This is a genomic window from Streptomyces sp. MMS24-W38, from assembly GCF_059889265.1.
Window position 1 is genome coordinate 5,247,011 of sequence record NZ_JCBCPP010000001.1, and the last position, 21,280, is coordinate 5,268,290.

Consider the following 21,280-nt stretch of genomic DNA (forward strand, 5'->3'; position numbering starts at 1 on the left):
CCCCAGGGACCCTCCGAGCGGCCGGGTGCCCGTCACCTCCGAGCGACGGGCACCCGGCCGCGCCGCGTTCGCGAGGTTGCGCAAGCACACGGGCCCGGCCGTGAATCCGGCCACGGGGAGGCCGGGAGCGGCGTGGACAGCCCTTCCCGGAGTGCGGGAACGGCCACCAGAACTTCCTTTGTCGGAAGCATTGACGAAACCCCGGGCCGCTTCTAGTTTCATCGCGTCGTACTTCGTACGTCATATATGAGACGCGATATGTGAGATCCGAGAGGCGCGCATGACCTCTGTGCCCACGCCGATCCCCTCCCGCACGCAGTACGTGCTGGAGGAGATCAAACGACGCATCCTCACCGGCCGGCTGACACCGGGCCAGGCCCTGGTCGAGACCGACCTCGCCGCGCAGTTCGGGGTGTCCAAGACCCCGGTGCGCGAGGCCCTCAAGACCCTGGCCGGTACCGGGCTGGTCGTGATGAGCCAGTACAAGGGCGTCACGGTGCGCATGGTCGACGCGGACATGGCGCGCGAGGTCCAGGACGTGCGCCTCCTCCTCGAACCCGAGGCGCTCCGGCGCACCGTCCGGCGCGGTGCCTCCCTGGACGCCGCGCGCGACGCGCTGGCCCGGGCCGACGAGGCCACCGACACCGCCGAGCGCTCCCTGAGCAACCGCGAGTTCCACCGCGCGCTGTACATGCCGTGCGGCAACCCGCTGCTCGGCCGGATGCTCGACGAGGTCCGCGACCAGGCGGCACTCGTCTCCGCCGTGGCCTGGGCCGCCGACCCCTCCTGGGAGCGGGAGGCGAGCGAGCACCGCGAGATCCTGCGGCTCGCCCTCGACAAGGACGCGGACGGCGCGGCACGCGCCCTGCACGCGCACATCGCGTCCTTCGTGCGCCGGGCCTTTCCCGACGCGGACCTCGACGCGGACCTCGAGACCCAGGCACCCCGGGCAGCCCAGGAACCGCAGGAAGTGCCGGAAGCCCAGAACCAGAAGAGCGAGGACGGTCAGGCATGACGACGACGTTCGAGGCCCAACGGGCGGCCCTGGCCGACGTGGTGGCGATCCCGGTGACCCCGTTCGCCGAGGACGGCTCCGTCGACCCGGCCGGCTACCGGGCCCTGCTGCGCCGCCTCCTCGACGCCGGCATCACCACCCTGACGCCCAACGGCAACACCGGCGAGTTCTACGCCCTGACGCCCGAGGAGCGGCGCACCGTCGCCGAGCTGACCATGCAGGAGACCGGTGACGGCTCGTCCGTCCTGGTCGGCGTGGGTCACGACGTACCGACCGCGGTCGCCTCCGCACGGCACGCCCGCGACCTCGGCGCGCGGATGGTGATGGTGCACCAGCCCGTCCACCCCTACGTCTCCCAGAGCGGCTGGGTCGACTACCACCGCGCCGTCGCCGAGGCCGTGCCGGAACTGGGCGTCGTCCCCTACATCCGCAACGCCCGGCTCACCGGCGCCCGCCTCGCCGAACTCGCCGACACCTGCCCCAACGTCATCGGCGTGAAGTACTCCGTGCCGGACGCGGCGAAGTTCGCCGCCTTCGCGCGGGACGCGGGCATCGAGCGGTTCGTGTGGGTCGCCGGGCTGGCCGAGCCGTACGCCCCCTCCTACTTCTCTGCGGGCGCCACCGGCTTCACCTCCGGACTGGTCAACGTCGCCCCGTCGGTGTCGCTGAACATGATCGGGGCGCTGCGGTCGGGTGACTACGCGACCGCCATGAAGGTCTGGGAGCAGATCCGCCGCTTCGAGGAACTGCGCGGCGCCAACGGCTCCGCCGACAACGTCACCGTCGTCAAGGAGGCCCTCGCCTCCCTCGGCCTGTGCCGCCGCGAGGTCCGCCCGCCGAGCAGACAGCTGGCCGAGCACGAGCGGGCCGAGGTCGCCGCGATAGCCGCGGGGTGGGCCGTATGAGCACACCGGTGAACACCTCGAGGAACGCCCCGAGGAAGCGGCCCGAGGAACTGCGCAGCCACCAGTGGTACGGCACGGACGGGCTGCGCTCCTTCAGTCACCGCGCCCGCACCCGCCAGCTCGGCTACCTGCCCGAGGAGCACCTGGGCAAGCCCGTCATCGCCGTGCTCAACACCTGGTCCGACATCAACCCCTGCCACAGCCACCTGCGCGACCGCGCGCAGGCGGTCAAAAGGGGTGTCTGGCAGGCCGGCGGCTTCCCGCTCGAGTTCCCGGTCTCCACGCTCAGCGAGACCTTCCAGAAGCCGACCCCGATGCTCTACCGCAACCTCCTCGCCCTGGAGACCGAGGAACTGCTGCGCTCCTACCCGGTCGACGGCGCCGTGTTGATGGGCGGCTGCGACAAGTCCACGCCCGCCCTGCTCATGGGCGCGGCCAGCGCCGACCTGCCGACGGTCTTCGTCCCGGCCGGGCCCATGTTGCCGGGCCACTGGCGCGGCGAGGTGCTCGGTTCCGGCACCGACATGTGGAAGTACTGGGACGACAAGCGGGCCGGCGTCATCGGCGACTGCGAGATGCAGGAGATCGAGAGCGGCCTGGCCCGCTCGCCCGGTCACTGCATGACCATGGGGACGGCCTCCACGCTGACCGCCGCCGCCGAGGCCCTCGGCGTCACGGTCCCGGGCGCCTCCAGCATCCCCGCCGTCGACTCCGGGCACGACAGGATGGCCGCCGCGGCCGGCCTGCGCGTCGTCGAACTGGTCCACCGGGACCGGAAGCTGAGCGACATCCTCACCGCGGAGGCCTTCGAGGACGCGGTGACGACCGTCCTGGGCCTGGGCGGCTCCACCAACGCCGTGATCCATCTGATCGCGATGGCCGGCCGCGCGGGCGTCGGACTCACCCTCGACGACTTCGACCGCATCGCCCGCACCGTCCCGGTGCTGGCCAACGTACGGCCCGGCGGCCGGACGCACCTGATGGAGGACTTCCACTTCGCGGGCGGTCTGCCCGGCTTCCTCTCCCGGATACCGGACCTGCTCCACCTGGACCGGCCCACCGTCTGTCACGACACCCTGCGCGAACAGATCGCCGGCGCGCAGGTGCACCACGACGACGTCATCCGGCCCCGGGACAAGCCGGTCGCCGAGGAGGGCGGGCTCGCCGTACTGCGCGGCAACCTCTGCCCGGACGGCGCCGTCATCAAGCACATCGCCGCCGAGCCGCACCTGCTGCGGCACACCGGACCCGCGGTCGTCTTCGACGACTACCGGACCATGCAGCGCACCATCAACGACCCGGCGCTGGACATCACCGCCGACCATGTGCTGGTGCTGCGCAACTCCGGTCCCAAGGGCGGGCCCGGGATGCCCGAGTACGGCATGCTGCCCCTCCCCGACCACCTGCTCAAGCAGGGGGTGCGGGACATGGTGCGGATCTCCGACGCCCGGATGAGCGGCACGAGTTACGGCACCTGCGTGCTGCACGTCGCCCCCGAGTCGTACGTCGGCGGGCCGCTGGCGCTGGTACGCACCGGTGACTCGATCACCCTCGACGTCGAGCAGCGGAAGCTGCAACTCAACGTGGACGAAGATGAGTTGGCGCGGCGCAGGGCCGAGTGGACGCCGCCGCCGGTGCGCTGTGAGCGCGGTTACGGCGCGCTCTACAACGAGCAGATCACCCAGGCCGACACCGGCTGCGACTTCGAGTTCCTCGCCCGGCCGGGCGCGGTGCAGGACCCCTACGCGGGCTGATCCGCCGGGCCGCGGGCCTGTCCGCACACCCATGTAGAAAGCGCTTCACCCCGCAGCGAGAACGCACCGCACCGGGAACGCGCCGCCCCGAGAACGCACCGCACAGCACGACGTACCGAGAAACGGAGAACAGTCATGGCCCGAGCCGCAGCCGTGGCGAAACCGCCCACGCCACCGAGGCGGCGCCGTGCCTCCGCCACGCCGCGCAGGCTGCCGTACCTGCTGATCGCCCCGGCGGGGCTGCTCATGCTGGGCTTCATCGCCTATCCCGTCATCAGCGTCTTCTACTACAGCCTGCAGCACTACAACCCGACCAAGCCGTGGCGGAACGGATTCGCGGGCTTCGACAACTTCGTCCACCTCTTCACCGAGGACCCGCTGTTCTGGGACACGCTGGTCTTCAGCGCCAAGTGGGTCTTCGTCGAGGTCGGCCTGCAGCTGATGTTCGGGCTCGCGCTGGCCCTCATCGTCAACCAGACCTTCGTCGGCCGGGGCATCGGCCGCGCCCTGGTCTTCTCCCCGTGGGCCGTCTCCGGCGTACTGACCTCGGCGATCTGGGTGCTCCTCTACAACTCCCAGACCGGCATCACCCGTTACCTCGCCGACATGGGCATCGGCGACTACGGCACCAGCTGGCTGTCGGACACCTCCACCGTCTTCTCGGCGGTGGTCGTCGCCGACCTGTGGCGCGGTGTCCCCTTCTTCGCCATCCTCATCCTGGCCGACCTCCAGTCCGTCTCCAAGGAGCTGTACGAGGCCGCCGAGGTCGACGGGGCCAGCCGCTTCCAGCAGTTCACGCACATCACCCTGCCCCACCTCAAGGACGCCATCATCCTGTCCACGCTGCTGCGCGCGGTGTGGGAGTTCAACAACGTCGACCTGCTCTACACCCTGACCGGCGGCGGACCGGCCGGCGTGACCACGACGCTCCCGCTCTACATCGCCAACACCAGCGTCGACGCCCACGACTTCGGTTACGCCTCGGCGCTCACCACGGTCGCGTTCGTGATTCTGCTCTTCTGCTCGATCGTCTACCTGCGGCTGAGCAAGTTCGGAGGCGAAAGCAAGTGATCACCGAAGAGGCGGCCCCGGCCGCCCCCGCCCCCGCGCGCTCCGCCGCCGAGCCGCCGAGCCGCCCCGCGAGGAAGAAGCACCGCGCCTGGGACGAGGTGCCCCGCTGGCACATCTACCTCCCGCTGGGCATCTACCTGCTGTTCACGCTCATCCCCTTCTACTGGATCCTGCTCTTCGCCCTGCGCCCGGCCGGCTCGACCTCGCTGGTGCCCTGGCCGATGACCACGGTCCACTTCGAGAAGGTCTGGACGGACCGCGCCTTCGGCACCTTCTTCCAGAACAGCGTGCTCGTGGGCGTCGCCACCCTGCTCGCGACGACGCTCGTCGCGCTGGCCGGCGGCTACGCGCTCGCCCGGTTCGACTTCCGCGTCAAGCGGGTCTTCATGCTCGCCCTGCTGTGCTCCCAGTTCGTGCCCGGCGCGCTGCTCCTGGTCCCGCTGTTCGAGATCTTCGCCGGGCTGCAGATGATCAACTCGCTGGGCAGCGTCATCATCGCCGAGACGGTCTTCCAGCTGCCGCTGTCGATCATCCTCATCAGCAACTTCATCAAGAACGTGCCGTACTCCCTGGAGGAGGCCGCCTGGGTCGACGGGTGCAGCAGGATGCGGGCGTTCCGGGTGGTCGTCCTGCCGCTGCTGCGGCCCGGTCTGATCGCCGTCGGCTCGTTCGCCTTCGTCCACTCCTGGAACCACTTCCTGTTCGCCCTGATGTTCCTCAACAACCAGGAGAAGCAGACCATCCCGGTCGGCCTCAACACCCTGATGAGCGCGGACAGCGTCGACCTCGGCGCCCTCGCCGCGGGCGGCATCATCGCGGCCGTGCCCGTCGTGATCGTGTTCGCCTTCATCCAGAAGTGGCTGATCACCGGCTTCAGCGCGGGGGCGGTGAAGGGATGACCGCGTCCCGGTCCACGCCTCGGTCCACGCCCCGGTCCGTGTCCCGGCCGATCCCCGTCGTGCTCGCCGGTGCCCGCGGCCACGGCCGCTGGCACCTGGCGAACATCCGCCGGCTCCAGGAGGCGGGACTCGTCCGGCTGGCCGGCGTCTGCGAGCTCACCCCGCTCACCGAGGACGAGTTCGAGGGCGATTTTGGGGGCGAACCGCCCGAGCAGTCCGCAGACTTCGGCGCCCTGCTGGAGTCCACCGGAGCCCGGATCGCCGTCGTCTGCACCCCGATCCCCACCCACACCGACCTCGCCCTCGCCGCCGCCGAACGGGGCGCGCACCTCCTGCTGGAGAAGCCGCCCGCGCCGTCCTACGCCGAGTTCCGCCGGATGGCCGACGGGGTCGCCGCGGCCGGTGTCGCCTGCCAGATCGGTTTTCAGTCGCTGGGCTCGCACGCCGTGCCCGCGATCCGCGAACTGGTCGCCGAGGGTGCGATCGGCCGGGTCACCGGGATCGGCGGCGCCGGGGCCTGGGTGCGCGCCGAGGACTACTTCCGGCGGGCGCCCTGGGCGGGCCGGCGCCGGCTGAACGGCGTCGACGTGGTCGACGGGGCGCTGACCAACCCGCTCGCCCACGCCGTCGCCACCGCGCTGGCGCTGGGCGACAGCACCCGCGCCGAGGACGTCACCGGCATCGAGACCGAACTGCTGCGCGCCAACGACATCGAGTCCGACGACACCTCCTGCGTCCGGGTCACCACCGCACAGGGCCGGCCGGTCACCGTCGCCGCGACCCTGTGCGCGGAGCGGGCCGACGAGCCGTACGTCATGGTGCACGGCACCAGCGGCCGGATCACCTTCTGGTACAAGCAGGACCGCGTCCTGGTCCAGCGCGCGGGCCACGGCCCCGAGGAACTCCACTTCGGCCGCACCGACCTGCTGGAGAACCTCGTCGAGCACCTCACCACCCGCACCCCCCTGCTGGTCCCCCCGGAGGCGACCGGCGCCTTCATGAAGGTCGTCGAGGCGATCCGGCAGGCGCCCGACCCCGCTCCGCTGCCCGACGGCGCCTGGCACCGCGTTCCCGGCGAGAACCGCCGTGTCGTACCCGGCATCGACCGGCTCGTCGAGGCCGCCGCCGAGGCCCTGTCCCTCTACTCCGAACTCGGCGCCCCCTGGGCGCCGCCCGCCCAGCGTTCCGCACAGCACCCGCCGAAAGAGGTGAACACCCGATGACCAGAGACGACTCCACGGTCCTGCGCGTCGCCGGGCGGCCGGTCGGCCGGTACGTCTCCCGGCCCGAGCTGCCCCGCAGGCTCTCCCCGCGCCCCTATCTGCACCCCGTCACCACCCTGGCCGGCACGGCGGTCACCGAACTGTCCCCCGCGGACCACACCCACCACCTCGGCGTCGGTGTCGCCGTTCCCGACGTCGAGGGGCACAACTTCTGGGGCGGACGCACCTACGTCCGCGACCGGGGCCCGACCGAACTGGACAACCACGGCTCCCAGAGGCACGCCTCCTTCCAACTGCGGGACCCCGACGGCTTCGTGGAGGAACTGCGCTGGATCGCCGCTCCGGGCGAGCTGCTGCGGGAGCGCCGTACGGTCACCGCCACCGAACTCACCGACACCGCCTGGGCGCTGGACTTCACCTTCTCCCTCACCAACGCCACCGGGCTGCCGCTCTCCATCGGCAGTCCGGCCACCAACGGCCGCCCCGGCGCGGCCTACGGCGGCTTCTTCTGGCGGGCCCGCAAGGAGGCGACGGCGCCGGACGTCTTCACCGCCTCCACCGAGGGAGAGGCCGCGGCGCACGGCCGGCGGGCCGACTGGCTCGCCCTGGCCGGCGCCCGCTGGACGCTGGTCTTCGCCGGGGCCACCGGACCGACCCGCCGCGACCCCTGGTTCGTGCGCACCGCCGAGTACCCCGGCGTCGGCTCCTCCCTCGCCCACGACGAACGGCTGCCGATCCCGCCCGGGGAGACGGTGGTCCGCCGTGTCGTCACCGTCGTCGCCGACGGCCGGCTCGGCCGGGACGACGCCGCCGCCCTGGTCCGCAAGGCGGTGAGCCCATGAGCGCCGCGCCGGCGGACACCACCTACCGGAACCCGGTCCTGGACGCCGACTGGTCCGACCCCGAGAAGGAACGGGACGCCGACCACCCGCGGCTCGCCCCCGAGGGCCGGGTGAGGCTGCGGATCGAGGCCGGTGCCGGAGCCCGCTGCCGCTTCTCGTACGACACCGGGGACGGCTTCCGCTCCTTTGGACAGGTCCTCGCCGCCACTCCGTGGCGCTGGGTCGGCGCCCTGCTCGGCCTGGTCGCCCTCACCCCGACGGGCCGGGGGCACGCCGGGACGGCGACCTTCACGCAGTTCAGGATCAGCGCCGCGTAACCACCCTTCTCCGTCAAGCCTGTCGGGAGCCGCAATGACGCACCTCCACGGCAAGCGCTTGCCGACACCGCCCCCACGTGGCTGAGCGCCACCGGACGACCGCGAGACGCACCCATACCCGCACATCCCGTCGGAACCAGAAGAAGAGAGCCGACCATGAAGATCAGCAATCGCAGAAGCAGCACAGGCAGGCGCCGGACGTCGGCCGCCGTCGCCCTGGGCGCCGTGCTCGCGCTGACCGTCACCGCCTGCGGCGACGACGGCAGCGGAGCCGGCGGGGACAAGGGTGCCGAGGGCAGCGGCACGGGCAAGATCACCTTCTGGGACAACAACGGCGGTGTCCGCACCGCGATCTGGAAGGAGATCATCGCCGACTTCGAGAAGGCCAACCCGGAGATCGACGTCGAGTACGTCGGGATCGCCGCCACCGAGTACCAGTCCAAGGTCGACACCGCCATCCAGGGCGGCGGCCTGCCGGACGTCGGCGGGATCAGCGCGTCGATGCTCGCGGGCTTCTCCGCCCAGAAGGCGCTCGCCCCGCTGGACGACCGGCTGGGCAGGTCGTCCCTCGACGGCAAGCTCAACAAGGACATGATCGAGTCGCTGCGCGCCGCCGGCGGCGGTGACGACCAGCTGTACTCGGTCCCGACCTCCGCGAACAACGGCGTCCTCTACTACCGCACCGACCTGTTCGAGAAGGCGGGTCTCGAGGAACCGACCAGCTGGGAGCGCTTCTTCAAGGCCGCGGAGAAGCTCAGCGACAAGGGCAAGAACGAGTTCGGCTACACCATCCGCGGTGGCGCCGGCTCCATCGCCCAGGCCCTGGACGCGATGTACGGCCAGTCCGGCATCACCACGTTCTGGGACTCCACCGGTGAGGAGACCACGGTCAACGACCCGAAGAACGTCGACGCCCTCGAGAAGTACGCGGGCCTGTTCAAGAAGGTCACCCCCGCCGCCGACCTGAACAACGACTTCACCAAGATGGTCGCGCAGTGGGACTCCGGCACGATCGGCATGCTCAACCACAACCTCGGGTCGTACCAGGACCACGTGAAGGCGCTCGGCGCCGACAAGTTCCGGGGCATCCCGCAGCCCACCGGCCCCGACGGCGGCCGGGTCCAGGTCTCCAACCCGGTCGACGGCCTCGGCGTGTTCCAGAGCTCCAAGAACAAGGACGCCGCCTGGAAGTTCATCGAGTACGCCGTCTCGGCCGAGGCGAACTCGAAGTTCAACGAGTCCGCCGGCCAGGTGCCCTCGAACCTGGACGCCGCCAAGGACGACTGGATCGCCGAGGCGGAGCCGACCAAGCTGGCCGCGGACGCGCTGAGCGACGGGTCGACGACCATCGTCCAGCTGCCGTACTACCTGCCGGACTGGAACACCGTCTCCAAGGCCGACAACGAGCCGAACTTCCAGAAGGTGCTGCTCGGGGACATGAGCGCGAAGGACTTCCTCGACAACCTGGCCGAGCAGCTGAACGAGGCCCAGGCCGAGTGGCAGGAGCAGATGGCCTGAGCGGTTCCCGGTGTCACCGCGGGGTGGCCGCCGGCCCGTTCGCTCCGGGCGCGGCCGTCCCCGCGCCGTGGCCGCCCGCACACAGGTACAGTCCCGCGCCCCGCGAGGCGCTTTCCCGGACCCTTGCTGAAAGGCACAGGCTTGTGTCGCTCACTCGCAGACAGGTTTCCGCCGCCGGTCTCGGTCTCCCCCTCGCCCTCACGGTGACCGGCACCGCCCGGGCCGCGCCCCGGCGGCCCCGGCCCCGCACCCTTCACATCGCCGGGGACTCCACCGCGGCCCAGAAGTACGCCGACGCGGCACCGGAGACCGGGTGGGGCATGGCGCTCCCCTTCCTGCTCCGCCGTGACCTCGTGGTCGCCAACCACGCCGTGAACGGGCGGAGTTCGAAGAGCTTCGTCGACGAGGGGCGGCTCGACGCCGTCCTCGGCGCCATCCGGCCCGGTGACCTCCTGCTGATCCAGTTCGCGCACAACGACGAGAAGGCCACCGACCCGAGCCGCTACACCGAGCCCTGGACGACGTACCGGGAGTACCTGCGGCTGTACGTCGCCGGGGCCAGGGCCCGCGGGGCGCGACCCGTGCTGGCCACCGCCGTGGAGCGCCGGAGGTTCGACACGGCCGGCGACGCCGTGCCGAGCCACGGCGCGTACCCGGCGGCGATGCGGGCGCTGGCCGACGAGGAGCGGGTCGCGCTGCTCGACATCCAGGCCCTGTCGCTGGCGCTGTGGCAGGAGCTGGGCGTCGAGGAGACCAAGAAGTACTTCAACTGGACGGCGACCGAGCAGGACAACACGCACTTCAACCCGCCCGGCGCGATCGCCGTGGCCCGGCTGGTCGCCCGGGAGCTGCTGCGCACCCGGGTGCTCGCGCCGCGGGACGTGCGCCGGCTGGACGAGGCGATCCCCGAGTCCTGGATCACCTGGCCGGACGCCGCCACCGCCGGCTGACCGGTCTGACGAGGACCACGAGGACCACGAGGACCACGAGGACCACGAGGACCACGAGGACCACGAGAAAAACGAGAAAAACGAGAAACAAGGGAGAGCCGCACCTCGACATCTCTCCCAGCTGAAGCAGGGGGATTCAGCCCTCGCGGGTTGAGCTTTCTGCTTCATCGACAGCAGCCGACCCGAACAAACGGCAGGGGCTGGTGTACCAGCCATCGGTCTTGCGCCGGCTCCACGGACCTGACATCCCGCCAGCCCGGCGGTAGGCCCGACTGACTTGGTTTTCACCAGCCGGGCGAAGCCGACTCCACCACTCAATCCACCCGACTCCCCCTGTACGGAGAGACCTGATGAACAGACCAATATGGCAGGGTCATGCCATGATGAGAGCCGCCTCGCTGGCCGGCTGCACCGCTCTCGTGCTGGTCCTGACCGGCACCGGCGTCCAGGCCCACTCCGGCCATCACCCCGGCCACCCCCGCGACGTCGCCCGGCAGACGCTCGGCGCGAACGACGGCTGGGCGTCCCACGGAACCGGCACCACCGGAGGCGCCGACGCCACCGCCGAGCACGTCCGCACCGTCAGCGACTGGGCCGGATTCAAGGCGGCCCTGGCGGACGGCGGCAGCGCCCCGAAGATCATCAAGGTGCGGGGGACGATCAACGCGGTCTCCGACGGCTGCGACGCGCTCGCCGCCCCCGGCTACGACTTCGACGACTACCTCGCGAAGTACGCGCCCGAGACCTGGGGCCTGGAACAGGACCTGACCGACGAGCCCGACGACAGCCCCGAGGGCCTGCGCAGGGTTTCGGCCGCCAACCAGGACACCGTCATCAAGGCGAGCATCCCACCCAACACCACGATCATCGGCATCGGCCGCGACGCCGGGTTCAAGGGCGCCAGCCTGCAGATCAAGGGCGTGGACAACGTCATCGTCCGCAACCTCACCCTCGAGAGCCCGGTGGACTGCTTCCCGCAGTGGGACCCGACCGACGGCGACCGGGGCAACTGGAACTCCGAGTACGACACCGCCGTCGTGTACGGCTCCACCCATGTCTGGCTGGACCACAACACCTTCACCGACGGCGACCACCCCGACAGCGAGGCCCCCACCCACTTCGGGATGCTGTACCAGCAGCACGACGGCGAGCTGGACATCGTCCGGGGCGCCGACCACGTCACCGCCTCCTGGAACGTCTTCACCGAGCACGACAAGACGATCCTGATCGGCAACAGCGACAGCGAGTCCACGGCCGTCGGCGACCGGGGCAGGCTGAAGGTGACCTTCCACCACAACCTGTTCTCGAAGCTGGTCGAGCGCGCGCCGCGCGTCCGCTTCGGACAGGTCGACGTCTACAACAACCACTTCGTGGCCAGCCAGGGCTACGGCTACAGCTTCGGCGTCGGCAAGGAGTCCCAGCTCGTCGCCGAGCACAACGCGTTCACGCTGGCCAAGGGCGTCAGCCCGGCGAAGGTCCTCAAGCGGTGGAACGACTCGCCGCTCACCGCCCGGGACAACCGCGTCAACGGCAAGCGGGTCGACCTGATCGCCGTGCACAACGCGGAGAACCCCGAGGGAACCCTCCGCTCCGGCGCCGGCTGGACCCCCGCCCTGCGCACCGCCGTGCACCCGGCGCAGGCGGTCCCGGCACTGGTCGAGCACGGCGCGGGAGCGGGCCGCGTCCGCTGACACCCCTGACACCCCCGCACCCCCGTTCGCCGGGGCGGGCGCGCTCCACCCCCACTGCGGCGCGCGCCCGCCCCGGTCCTCCCCGTACCGAAGGAGCCCCGCATGCCCTCCTCGCTGCCCGTGTCCAGAAGGGGTCTGCTGCTGGCGGGTGCCTCGGCCGCCACCGCGCTCGCCCTGGCGGCCGAGGCACCCGCCCGGGCGGCCCACCACCCGCGCCGCCCCTTCGGCCGGTACGGTTCGCCGGCCGACCGCCTGACCCCCGGGACCCTGTACGTCCACCCCGGCGGCGCCGGTGACTTCACCTCCGTCCAGGCGGCCGTGACCGCCGCGACCGGCACCGGACGCGTTCTCGTCCTGGCCCCGGGCACCTACCGGGAGACGGTGTCCGTGGCCGCCGACCGCACCGACATGACCTGGATCGGCGCCTCGCGGAACCCCCGTGACGTCGTGATCGTGTACGACAACGCGGCGGGCACCCCGAAACCGGACGGCTCCGGAAACCACGGCACCTCCGGCTCCGCCACCACCACCGTGCGCCCCGACGGCTTCACCGCCCGCTGGATCACCTTCGCCAACGACTGGCTGCGCACCGACCTCCCCGGCACCAGCGGCACCCAGGCCGTCGCCCTCAAGGTGCAGGGCGACCGCAGCGCCTTCACCCACTGCCGGTTCCTTGGCCACCAGGACACCCTGTACGCCGACTCCACGGCGCTCGGCACCTTCGCCCGCCAGTACTTCTCCCACTGCTACGCCGAGGGCGACGTCGACTTCGTGTTCGGCCGGGCGACCGCCGTCTTCGAGCACTGCCACTTCCGCACCCTGATCCGCCCGGACCTGACCGGCCCCCCGCACGGCTTCGTCTTCGCGCCCTCCACGGCCGGCGCCAACCCGCGCGGCTACCTCGTCACGAGGAGCAGGATCAGCAGCGAGGCACCCGACGGCCACTACAAACTGGCCCGCCCCTGGGTGCCCGGCTCCGACCCCACCGCCCGCCCGATGCTCACCGTCCGCGACACCCACCTCGGCCCCGGCATCGACGCCGTCGCGCCGTACACCGACATGGCGAGCGGCCACCCCTGGCAGGACCAGCGCTTCGCCGAGTACCGCAACTCCGGTCCCGGCGCCGTGGTCACCGTCCCCGAGAACCGGCCCCAGCTCACCGGAGCCCAGGCCGCCGCCCACACCCGCGAGAGCCACCTCGGCGACTGGCACCCCCGGACCGGCACGTGACCCCCGCCCCGGACCTGCCCGGCCCGCCCGGCCTCCATCCGGCGCTCAAGGACGACCTGACGTTCCCGCTGGCCTGGGGCACCTCACCCGTCCGGGACTTCCCGGCATGGCGGCGGGCGGCCCGGGACAAGGTCGGGGAACTGCTCGTCGTGGCGGACCAGGACGGCACACCGTACGCGCCCGAGTTCACCGCGGGCCCTCCCGGGGACGGCTACACCCGCGAGCGCGTGGAGCTCTCGCTCACCCGGTACGGCAGGGTCCGCGGCGCCCTGCTCACCCCGCGGGGCACCGGGTCCTTCCCGGCCGTGCTGCTCCTGCACGACCACGGTTCCCGCTTCGACATCGGCAGGGAGAAAGGCGTCCGGCCCTGGGACGACGACACCCGGCTCGCCTCCGCCGAACAGTGGGCCGAGCGGTACTTCGCCGGGCGCTTCGTCGGCGACGAACTCGCCCGGCGCGGCCATGTGGTGCTCTGCCCGGACGCCCTCGGCTGGGGGGAGCGGGGGCCGCTGGTCCACGAGCGGCAGCAGGAACTGGCGAGCAACCTCTTCCACCTCGGCTCCTCACTCGCCGGACTCCACGCCCGCGAGGACCAGCGGGCCGCCGCCTTCCTGGCCGGCCTCGACCGGGTGGACGCGCGCCGGGTCGCCGCCCTCGGCTTCTCCATGGGCGGCTACCGGGCCTGGCAGGTGGCCGCGCTCAGCGACCACGTCGCGGCGGCGGCGAGCGTGTGCTGGATGACCGGGCTGAAGGAGATGATGGTGCCCGGGAACAACACGCTGCGCGGGCAGTCGGCGTTCCACATGCTCCACCCCGGGCTCGCCCGGCACCTGGACATCCCCGACGTGGCGAGCATCGCCGCACCCCGGCCGATGCTGTTCTTCCACGGCGGGCTCGACGTCCTGTTCCCCGCCGACGGGGTGCGTACCGCCCACGACAAGCTGCGTGCCGTCTGGCGTTCACAGGGCGCCGAGGACCGGCTGCGGCTGAAGACGTGGCCGGACAGGGGCCACGTCTTCGACGACGCGATGCAGGACGAGGTGTACGCCTGGCTCGGCTCCGTCCTGTGAGGACCACCCGCCCCGCCCTTTCGACCTGATCGGGGAAACCCGTCGCGAAGCCCGTCACGAAGTCCGTCGCGCACCGTCGTCGGCCGCGAAGCCGCCGCCCACGGAGAGCCGTCCGGACCCCCCGGCGGCGGTCGCCGCATAGGTGTCGCTCCGCGCGTCCCGGCCGCCGCGGGCATGGTTGTACTGCCCGGCGAACACCCACTCGCCCGGCGGGACCGTGCGGCCCCCCTTCAGCGTCCAGATGTAGACGAGGTGACCGTCCCGCTCGTCCACTGTGAGCGCGAAGTCCTCCTCGGGCAGCGACCGCCAGGCCCCCGTCGAGGAGACCCCGCCGGTCTGCGCGATCCGCAGCCGCACGGTCAGCGCGGCCAGCGGCTCGCTCGTCCGCAGGGTGACGTCGCTCTGCGCCCAGAACTCGTTGCTGTGCGGGTTCACCGCGCCGTCCGACCGCAGGGGACCGTCCTCGACACCGGCGGGCGGCCCCACCGTGCCGGGCGCGTCCGGTGCCGGCGTCGGTGCGGGCGCCGGGGAGACGGCCACCTGTCGCTGCGGGGGCGCCTCGTCGCCCCGCACCGCTGATGTCACCGTGTGACCGCCCACCGCGAGCACACCGGCCACCGCGGCCGTCGCGCCCGCCACCCGCACCCAGCCCGGCACCGGTGGACGCGAGGCCGGCCGGAGCGGACGGACCGTTCCGGCCATGCCGCGTTCGACCCGGGCCAGGACGCGTTCCCGGTCGGGCTCGTGCTCCCCGGCCGCCTCGTGCAGCCGGGCGCGCAGCTCGTCGTGCACGTCCCGCCGCATGGTCATCGGTCCCTTCCCGCGTCCTCGCCGGCGGGCTTCCCCGGGCGCCCCGCCGCGGCGTGCACCCTTCGGGGCACCTCCGCCGTGCCCAGCAGCCGCTGCAGTTCGGCCATCCCCTTCGAGGTCTGGCTCTTCACCGTGCCCACCGAGACGCCCAGGGCCAGCGCGGTCTCCTTCTCCGACAGGTCGAAGGCGTGCCGCAGCACCACACACGCCCGCTTGCGGAACGGCAGCCTGCGCAGCGCCTCCTGCACATCCACCACACCCGCGACGTCCGGATTCTCGACCCGCTCCTCACGCTGCGACCAGAACAGGGCGATCCGGCGCCGCTCGCGCACCGCGCCGCGGATGCGGGTACGCGCCATGTTGGCGACCACGCCCCGCGCGTACGCCACCGGATGCTCGGCGGCGCGTACCCGGTCCCAGCGGTGCCACAACGCCAGCAGCGCGTCCGCGGCCAGGTCGTCGGCGGCGTCCGCCTCACCCGTCAGCAGCCAGGCGAGACGGGACAGTCCGGCATAGTGACGCTCGAAGAAGGCGTGGAACTCCGCGGAGGCGGCGTCGTCGACGAGCGCACCCACGGGCCACCTCCCCTCGCAGCGGTGTCGGGGGCCCCGCGAGCCCCGGAGCGTAGCAGTGAGCACCCGTCAGTTCGCACGGCCGGCCGAACGGCGCACGACCGGTCGTCACCCGGATCCGGAACACGAGGCGCACCCGAACGAGGCGTGGCGGGCGGGGAGACGGGCCGCCGTCGTACGGCACCGCGCGCGGGGCGGTCTGCGCGGTCAGAGCCTCCGGGTGGCCAGGGTCAGCCGGTCGCGTGCGTCGAACAGGGCGTCCTTGACCATCTGTTCGTGCGCGGGGGTGAGCCGGGCGACCGGCACCGAGCAGCTGATCGCGTCCCGTGCGGGCGTGCGGTAGGGGATCGCCACCCCGAAGCAGCGCAGCCCGAGCGTGTTCTCCTCGCGGTCCACGGCGAAGCCCTGCTCGCGCACCTGGTGCAGCTCCTCGATGAGCTTCTCCCGGTCCGTGATGGTGTGCTCGGTGAGGGCGGGCAGGGTCTGCGGGAGCATCTTGCGCACCTGCTCGTCCGTGTACGTGCTCAGCAGCGCCTTGCCGAGCGACGTCGAGTGCGCGGGCAGCCGGCGGCCGACCCGGGTGAAGGGGCGCAGGTAGTGCTGCGACTGCCGGGTGGCCAGATAGACGACGTTGGTGCCGTCGAGCCGGGCCAGGTGGATGGTCTCCGTGGTGTCGTCCGAGAGCCGGTCCAGGGTGGGACGGGCCGCCGCCACCACCTCGTCGCCGTCGATGTAGGACGTGCCCACGAGCAGCGCCCGCACACCGATGCCGTACCGCGTGCCCGTCGCGTCCGTCTCCACCCAGCCGAGGTCGACAAGGGTGCGCAGCAGCATGTAGAGACTGGACTTGGGGTAGCCGACGGCCTCCTGGACCGCCGCCAGGGAGTGCATACCGGGGCGCCCGGCGAAGTACTCGAGCAGTTCAACGGTCCGCACCGCGGACTTGACCTGCGCGCCGCCGCCCGTCTCGCCAGCCGACATCCCCTTGGCCCTTCGTTCGACGAGAAGCTGAAGTTATAGTCTCCAGCAGCACATTCATCATCAGAGACAGTGTTCAGTATATCGAACGCCGCCGATGGGTGACGTACATACTGCGGCATTGAGGGCGGCAGTCAAGTGGAGGGACTCGCGGTGGCAGCAGCACCAGTCTGGAGCGTCGACCCCCGAACCGGGAAGCAGCGGGAACAGGTTGCGGTGGAGGCCACGGCCCAGGAGGTGGACGCCGCCGTCCGGGCCGCGCACGACGCGCGGGGCGCCCTGGCCGACCGCACCGCCCGTGCGGCCTTCCTGCGGTCCGCCGCCGACGAGCTCGAGGCGGCCGGGGACCGGCTCGTCGAGGCCGCCGACGCCGAGACCGCCCTCGGCCCGGTCCGGCTGACCGGCGAACTCGCCCGCACCTGCTACCAGCTGCGGGCCTTCGCCGACATCGTCGACGAGGGCGCCTTCCTCGACGTCGTCATCAACCACCCCGACGACACTGCCACCCCGCCCGTCCCGGACCTGCGCCGTTACAAGGTCCCGCTGGGCGTCGTCGCCGTCTACTCGGCCTCCAACTTCCCCTTCGCCTTCTCCGTCCCCGGCGGCGACACCGCGAGCGCGCTGGCGGCCGGCTGCCCGGTGGTCGTCAAGGCCCACCCCGACCACCCGGGCCTGTCCGAGCTGGTCGCCAGGGTGCTGCGCCGCGCGGCGGCCCGGCACGACATCCCCGAGGGCGTGCTCGGCCTGGTGCACGGCTTCGAGGCCGGCGTCGAACTGGTCCGGCACCCGCTGGTCGCGGCGGCCGGCTTCACCGGCTCGGTGCGCGGCGGACGCGCCCTCTTCGACGCGGCGGCCGCCCGCCCGGTCCCGATCCCGTTCCACGGCGAGCTGGGCTCGCTGAACCCGGTCCTCGTCACCGAGGCCGCCGCCGCCGAGCGCGCCGAGGCGATCGGCGCCGGTCTCGCCGGTTCGATGACGCTGGGCGTCGGCCAGTTCTGTGTGAAGCCGGGCCTCGTCCTCGCCCCGGCGGGCGCGGCCGGCGACCGCCTCGTCAAGTCCCTGACCGACGCCGTCAGCGACACCGACGCCGGTGTCCTGCTCGACCACCGCATGCGCGACAACTTCGTCGCCGGAGTCGCCGAGCGCGCCCGACTGCCCGATGTGGGATCCCCGGTGACCCCGGGCTCGGGCGGCGAGCACACGGTCAGCGCCGGCTTCCTCACCGTCCCGGCGAGCAGACTCACCACGGACGGCGAGCACGACCTGCTGCTGGAGGAGTGCTTCGGCCCGGTCACCGTCGTGGCCCGCTACGAGGACGACACCGAGGTCCGCTCCGTCCTGACCCGCCTGCCCGGCAACCTCACCGCCACCGTTCACCTGTCCGAGGAGGAGGGCGCCGGCCAGGGCCGGGGTGCGGAGATCCTCGCCGAACTGACCCCGCTCGCCGGCCGGGTACTCGTCAACGCCTGGCCGACCGGTGTCGCGGTCGCCCCGGCCCAGCACCACGGCGGCCCGTACCCGGCGACCACCTCCACCTCCACCTCGGTCGGCGGCACCGCCATCGAGCGCTGGCTGCGTCCCGTCGCCTACCAGAACAGCCCGGCCGCCCTCCTGCCGCCGGAACTGCGCGACGACAACCCGCAGAAACTGCCGCGCCGCTTCAACGGCGGCCTGGAGCGCTGAGCACGCCCGGCACCGCACGGCACGCGGGGCCCGTTCGGCACGATTCGCCGGACGGGCCCCGCGCGACGGAAGCCGGCACACCGGGAACCACCGCCCGCCGGGGAACGTCCTGCAGCGCATGATCGAATCGCACCGGACCATGGACTCCTTAGTGATCAGGACCGCCCTGGCGGCCGAGGTCGCGGACATCGCCGCACTGCACCTGCGCGCCCGGTCCACGTACTACCCGGACGGCCTCCCCGACGACGGCACCGACTGGCGGGCGCGTTGGCGGGAGGCCGTCGAACACCCCGAGGTGCAGGTGCTGTGCGCGGTGCGGGACGGCCACCTGGCCGGCATCGCCTCGTTCCGCACCCCGCCGGGCGCCCCCGCCGACACGGTCAAGCTGTTCCAGTTCCACGTCGACCCGGGGCACTGGCGCGCCGGCGTCGGCACGGCCCTGCACACCGCCTGCGTCGAGGAGTGGCGGGCGAACGGCCGACGGACCGCCGTGCTCGAGGTGCACGCCGGCAACCGGGGGGCCCAGGCCTTCTACGCCCGCCACGGCTGGATCCCGGACCCGGGACATCCGCCCGCCGAGGACGACCACCACCTCCACCTGCGCTTCGCCGTGCCGGGGGAATGAACCTCACTGGTTGAACGTTCACGCACACAGCGGAGGGAGTCTCCGTGTCCCCACGACCGGGAGAGTGCCTGAACGATGCGTGTCGAAATCTGGTCGGACATCGCGTGCCCCTGGTGTTATGTCGGCAAAGCGCGGTTCGAGAAGGCGCTCGGCGAGTTCCCGCACCGTGACGACGTCGAGGTGGTGCACCGCTCCTTCGAGCTGGACCCCGGCCGGGCCAAGGACGACATCCAGCCCGTGCTCACGATGCTGACCAAGAAGTACGGCATGAGCCAGGCACAGGCCGAGGCCGGTGAGGACAACCTCGGCGCCCAGGCCGCGGCCGAGGGGCTGCCGTACCGCACCCGGGGCCGTGACCACGGCGCCACCTTCGACATGCACCGACTGCTGCACTTCGCCCGCGCCCAGGGCCGCCAGGTGGAGCTGCTGGACCTCCTCTACAAGGCGAACTTCGCCGAGGAGCGGTCCGTCTTCGGCGACGACGAACGCCTCCTCGGACTCGCCACCGCCGCCGGCCTCGACACCGACGCCGCCCGCGCGGTCCTGGCCGACCCGGACGCGTACGCTGCCGAGGTGCGCGAGGACCAGCGGGAAGCCGCGGAACTCGGCGCGCGGGGCGTGCCCTTCTTCGTCCTCGACCGCAAGTACGGCGTCTCCGGCGCCCAGCCCGCCGAGGTGTTCACCCAGGCGCTGACCCAGGCGTGGGGCGAGCGGTCGCCGCTGGAGATCGTCGACGGCGACGCGGAGGCCTGCGGCCCCGACGGCTGCGCGGTCCCGCAGAGCTGAACCGTCCGCGCCCACCCCCGCCGGCCTGCAAGCTCGCAGGTCAGTGGGGGTGCATGGGTGTTCTCCCAGGTAGTACCACGCAGAATGCGGCGACAGACGGGAGTTCCCCGAGCCCGGCCGCAGAGTGGTCCCGTGACTCCATCCACCGCTGAAGGCGGCGGGCTTCCAACCCGAAGGCTGCGGTCCAGCCCGAACCGACCCCTTTCGGAGTGGACGGAAACTACCATGGCTGGGCAAGCGACTCCCTCCGCCTGAAGCCGAGGGTCCCCTCGCGAGGAGACTGATGGAGATCTTCGCAAGTCTCGTCCGTGCCGAGTTCACCCCGAAGAACACCTTCCTCAACACCGCGAGCAGTGGCCTGCTGCCCGCGCGTACGGTGACCGCCCTCGAGGAGGCCGTGCGGCTGAGGGCCGAGGGCGGCCCGCTGGATCCGCTCTTCGACGATGTCGAGGCGTGCCGGGCCGCCTACGCCCGGCTGGCCGGCGTCCCCGTCGGGCGCGTGGCGGCCGGTGCCACCGCCGCTCTCTGCACCGCCCTGATCGCGGCCGCACTGCCGCCGGGCGCCGAAGTCCTCACCGTCGAGGGCGACTTCACCTCGGTGCTCAACCCGTTCCACGTACGCGGCGACCTCAAGGTGCGGGCCGTGCCCCTGGAGCGGCTCGCCGAGTCCGTCCGTCCGGACACCGCCCTGGTCGCCGTGAGCGCCGTGCAGTCCGCCGACGGCCGGATCGCCGATCTGCCCGCGCTGCGGGAGGCGGCCGGGGAGCACGGTGCTCGTACCTACGTCGACTTCTCCCAGGCGGCCGGCTGGCTGCCGGTCGACGCCGGCGCCCACGACTACTCCGTCGCCATCACCTACAAGTGGCTGCTCGGCCCGCACGGGGCGGCCTTCCTCGTGGTGCCGGAGGACTTCGGCGGACTGACCCCGGTGCAGGCGGGGTGGGTCGCGGGGGAGAGGCCCTGGGACAGCTGCTACGGACCCGTCACCGAACTCGCCCACTCGGCCCGCAGGTTCGACGTGAGTCCTGCCCTGTTCACCTACGCGGGACTGCGCGCCTCCCTCGAACTCGTCGAGGAGATCGGTGTGGAGACGATCCACGCCCATGACCTCGCCCTCGCCGACCGCTTCCGGGCGGGGCTTGCCACACTGGGCCACGAGCCCGTGCCCGCACCCGGCTCGGCCATCGTCTCCGTGCCGGAACTGGACCGTGTCCAGCCCGAGTTGGGCCGGGCCGGCCTCGCTCTGTCCAACCGGGCCGGCCATCTGCGGGCGTCCTTCCACCTCTACAACACACCGTCCGACGTGGACCGGTTGCTGGACGCCCTGTCCGGCTGAGGAGG

General features: G+C 72.1%; 19 protein-coding genes and 1 pseudogene. 17 read left to right on the top strand and 3 right to left on the bottom strand.

The window, feature by feature from the left end; translation table 11 throughout:
• The first annotated feature begins 280 nt into the window (after positions 1–280).
• The 13 genes and pseudogenes from AC6F7H_RS22855 to AC6F7H_RS22915 all read left to right on the top strand — a co-directional run bounded on the left by AC6F7H_RS22855 (position 281) and on the right by AC6F7H_RS22915 (position 14,485).
• Positions 281–1,015 (top strand): GntR family transcriptional regulator, encoded by a 735-nt coding sequence (locus tag AC6F7H_RS22855; protein ID WP_500758769.1) that lies wholly within the window; start codon positions 281–283, stop codon positions 1,013–1,015.
• Positions 1,012–1,920 carry a dihydrodipicolinate synthase family protein gene (locus AC6F7H_RS22860; RefSeq protein ID WP_500758770.1) on the top strand — a complete coding sequence of 303 codons (909 nt, stop codon included), beginning with the start codon at positions 1,012–1,014 and terminating at the stop codon, positions 1,918–1,920. Before AC6F7H_RS22855 ends, AC6F7H_RS22860 begins: the two co-directional genes overlap by 4 nt.
• Entirely contained in the window at positions 1,917–3,674 is a 1,758-nt protein-coding gene (araD, locus tag AC6F7H_RS22865) for an L-arabinonate dehydratase (protein ID WP_500758771.1), read from the top strand. Before AC6F7H_RS22860 ends, araD begins: the two co-directional genes overlap by 4 nt.
• A gap of 135 nt (positions 3,675–3,809) precedes the next feature.
• Positions 3,810–4,745 carry a carbohydrate ABC transporter permease gene (locus AC6F7H_RS22870; protein ID WP_500758772.1) on the top strand — a complete coding sequence of 312 codons (936 nt, stop codon included), beginning with the start codon at positions 3,810–3,812 and terminating at the stop codon, positions 4,743–4,745.
• Positions 4,742–5,644, top strand: coding sequence for a carbohydrate ABC transporter permease (locus AC6F7H_RS22875; RefSeq protein WP_500758773.1), 903 nt, complete (start codon positions 4,742–4,744; stop codon positions 5,642–5,644). The genes AC6F7H_RS22870 and AC6F7H_RS22875 overlap by 4 nt, the downstream gene beginning before the upstream one ends.
• Positions 5,641–6,867, top strand: a complete 1,227-nt coding sequence (locus AC6F7H_RS22880; RefSeq protein ID WP_500758774.1) for a Gfo/Idh/MocA family protein — start codon at positions 5,641–5,643, stop codon at positions 6,865–6,867. Before AC6F7H_RS22875 ends, AC6F7H_RS22880 begins: the two co-directional genes overlap by 4 nt.
• Positions 6,864–7,709: a DUF6807 domain-containing protein gene (locus tag AC6F7H_RS22885; protein ID WP_500758776.1), complete on the top strand. Its 846-nt coding sequence runs from the start codon at positions 6,864–6,866 to the stop codon at positions 7,707–7,709. Before AC6F7H_RS22880 ends, AC6F7H_RS22885 begins: the two co-directional genes overlap by 4 nt.
• Positions 7,710–7,771: 62 nt before the next feature.
• Positions 7,772–8,026: pseudogene (locus tag AC6F7H_RS22890) on the top strand (beta-xylosidase family glycoside hydrolase); the annotation flags it as partial.
• Between the two features lie 156 nt (positions 8,027–8,182).
• Complete coding sequence (locus AC6F7H_RS22895; RefSeq protein ID WP_500758778.1) at positions 8,183–9,544, top strand: ABC transporter substrate-binding protein; 1,362 nt, start codon at positions 8,183–8,185, stop codon at positions 9,542–9,544.
• Between the two features lie 143 nt (positions 9,545–9,687).
• Positions 9,688–10,494 carry a rhamnogalacturonan acetylesterase gene (locus tag AC6F7H_RS22900; protein WP_500758780.1) on the top strand — a complete coding sequence of 269 codons (807 nt, stop codon included), beginning with the start codon at positions 9,688–9,690 and terminating at the stop codon, positions 10,492–10,494.
• A 350-nt stretch (positions 10,495–10,844) separates the two neighbouring features.
• Complete coding sequence (locus tag AC6F7H_RS22905; protein WP_500758781.1) at positions 10,845–12,185, top strand: pectate lyase family protein; 1,341 nt, start codon at positions 10,845–10,847, stop codon at positions 12,183–12,185.
• A gap of 102 nt (positions 12,186–12,287) precedes the next feature.
• Positions 12,288–13,415, top strand: a complete 1,128-nt coding sequence (locus tag AC6F7H_RS22910; RefSeq protein WP_500758783.1) for a pectinesterase family protein — start codon at positions 12,288–12,290, stop codon at positions 13,413–13,415.
• A complete protein-coding gene (locus AC6F7H_RS22915) occupies positions 13,412–14,485 on the top strand; it encodes a dienelactone hydrolase family protein (protein ID WP_500758785.1) in 1,074 nt (357 codons plus the stop codon). Before AC6F7H_RS22910 ends, AC6F7H_RS22915 begins: the two co-directional genes overlap by 4 nt.
• Before the next feature lie 54 nt (positions 14,486–14,539).
• Here the strand turns inward: AC6F7H_RS22915 and AC6F7H_RS22920 are convergent, their stop codons facing one another.
• The 3 genes from AC6F7H_RS22920 to AC6F7H_RS22930 all read right to left on the bottom strand — a co-directional run bounded on the left by AC6F7H_RS22920 (position 14,540) and on the right by AC6F7H_RS22930 (position 16,848).
• Positions 14,540–15,295: a hypothetical protein gene (locus AC6F7H_RS22920; protein WP_500758786.1), complete on the bottom strand. Its 756-nt coding sequence runs from the start codon at positions 15,293–15,295 to the stop codon at positions 14,540–14,542.
• Entirely contained in the window at positions 15,292–15,870 is a 579-nt protein-coding gene (locus AC6F7H_RS22925; protein ID WP_500758787.1) for a SigE family RNA polymerase sigma factor, read from the bottom strand. The genes AC6F7H_RS22920 and AC6F7H_RS22925 overlap by 4 nt, the downstream gene beginning before the upstream one ends.
• 204 nt (positions 15,871–16,074) lie before the next feature.
• A complete protein-coding gene (locus AC6F7H_RS22930; RefSeq protein WP_109379962.1) occupies positions 16,075–16,848 on the bottom strand; it encodes an IclR family transcriptional regulator in 774 nt (257 codons plus the stop codon).
• Between the two features lie 150 nt (positions 16,849–16,998).
• Between AC6F7H_RS22930 and AC6F7H_RS22935 the strand changes: the two genes are divergently transcribed.
• From AC6F7H_RS22935 to AC6F7H_RS22950, 4 genes are all read left to right on the top strand, one after another.
• Positions 16,999–18,528, top strand: coding sequence for an aldehyde dehydrogenase (NADP(+)) (locus tag AC6F7H_RS22935; protein WP_500758788.1), 1,530 nt, complete (start codon positions 16,999–17,001; stop codon positions 18,526–18,528).
• A 118-nt stretch (positions 18,529–18,646) separates the two neighbouring features.
• Positions 18,647–19,153: a GNAT family N-acetyltransferase gene (locus tag AC6F7H_RS22940; protein WP_500758789.1), complete on the top strand. Its 507-nt coding sequence runs from the start codon at positions 18,647–18,649 to the stop codon at positions 19,151–19,153.
• Positions 19,154–19,228: 75 nt separating this feature from the next.
• Entirely contained in the window at positions 19,229–19,939 is a 711-nt protein-coding gene (locus tag AC6F7H_RS22945) for a DsbA family oxidoreductase (protein ID WP_500758790.1), read from the top strand.
• 283 nt (positions 19,940–20,222) lie between these two features.
• Entirely contained in the window at positions 20,223–21,275 is a 1,053-nt protein-coding gene (locus AC6F7H_RS22950) for an aminotransferase class V-fold PLP-dependent enzyme (RefSeq protein ID WP_500758792.1), read from the top strand.
• The last annotated feature ends 5 nt before the right edge of the window (positions 21,276–21,280 follow it).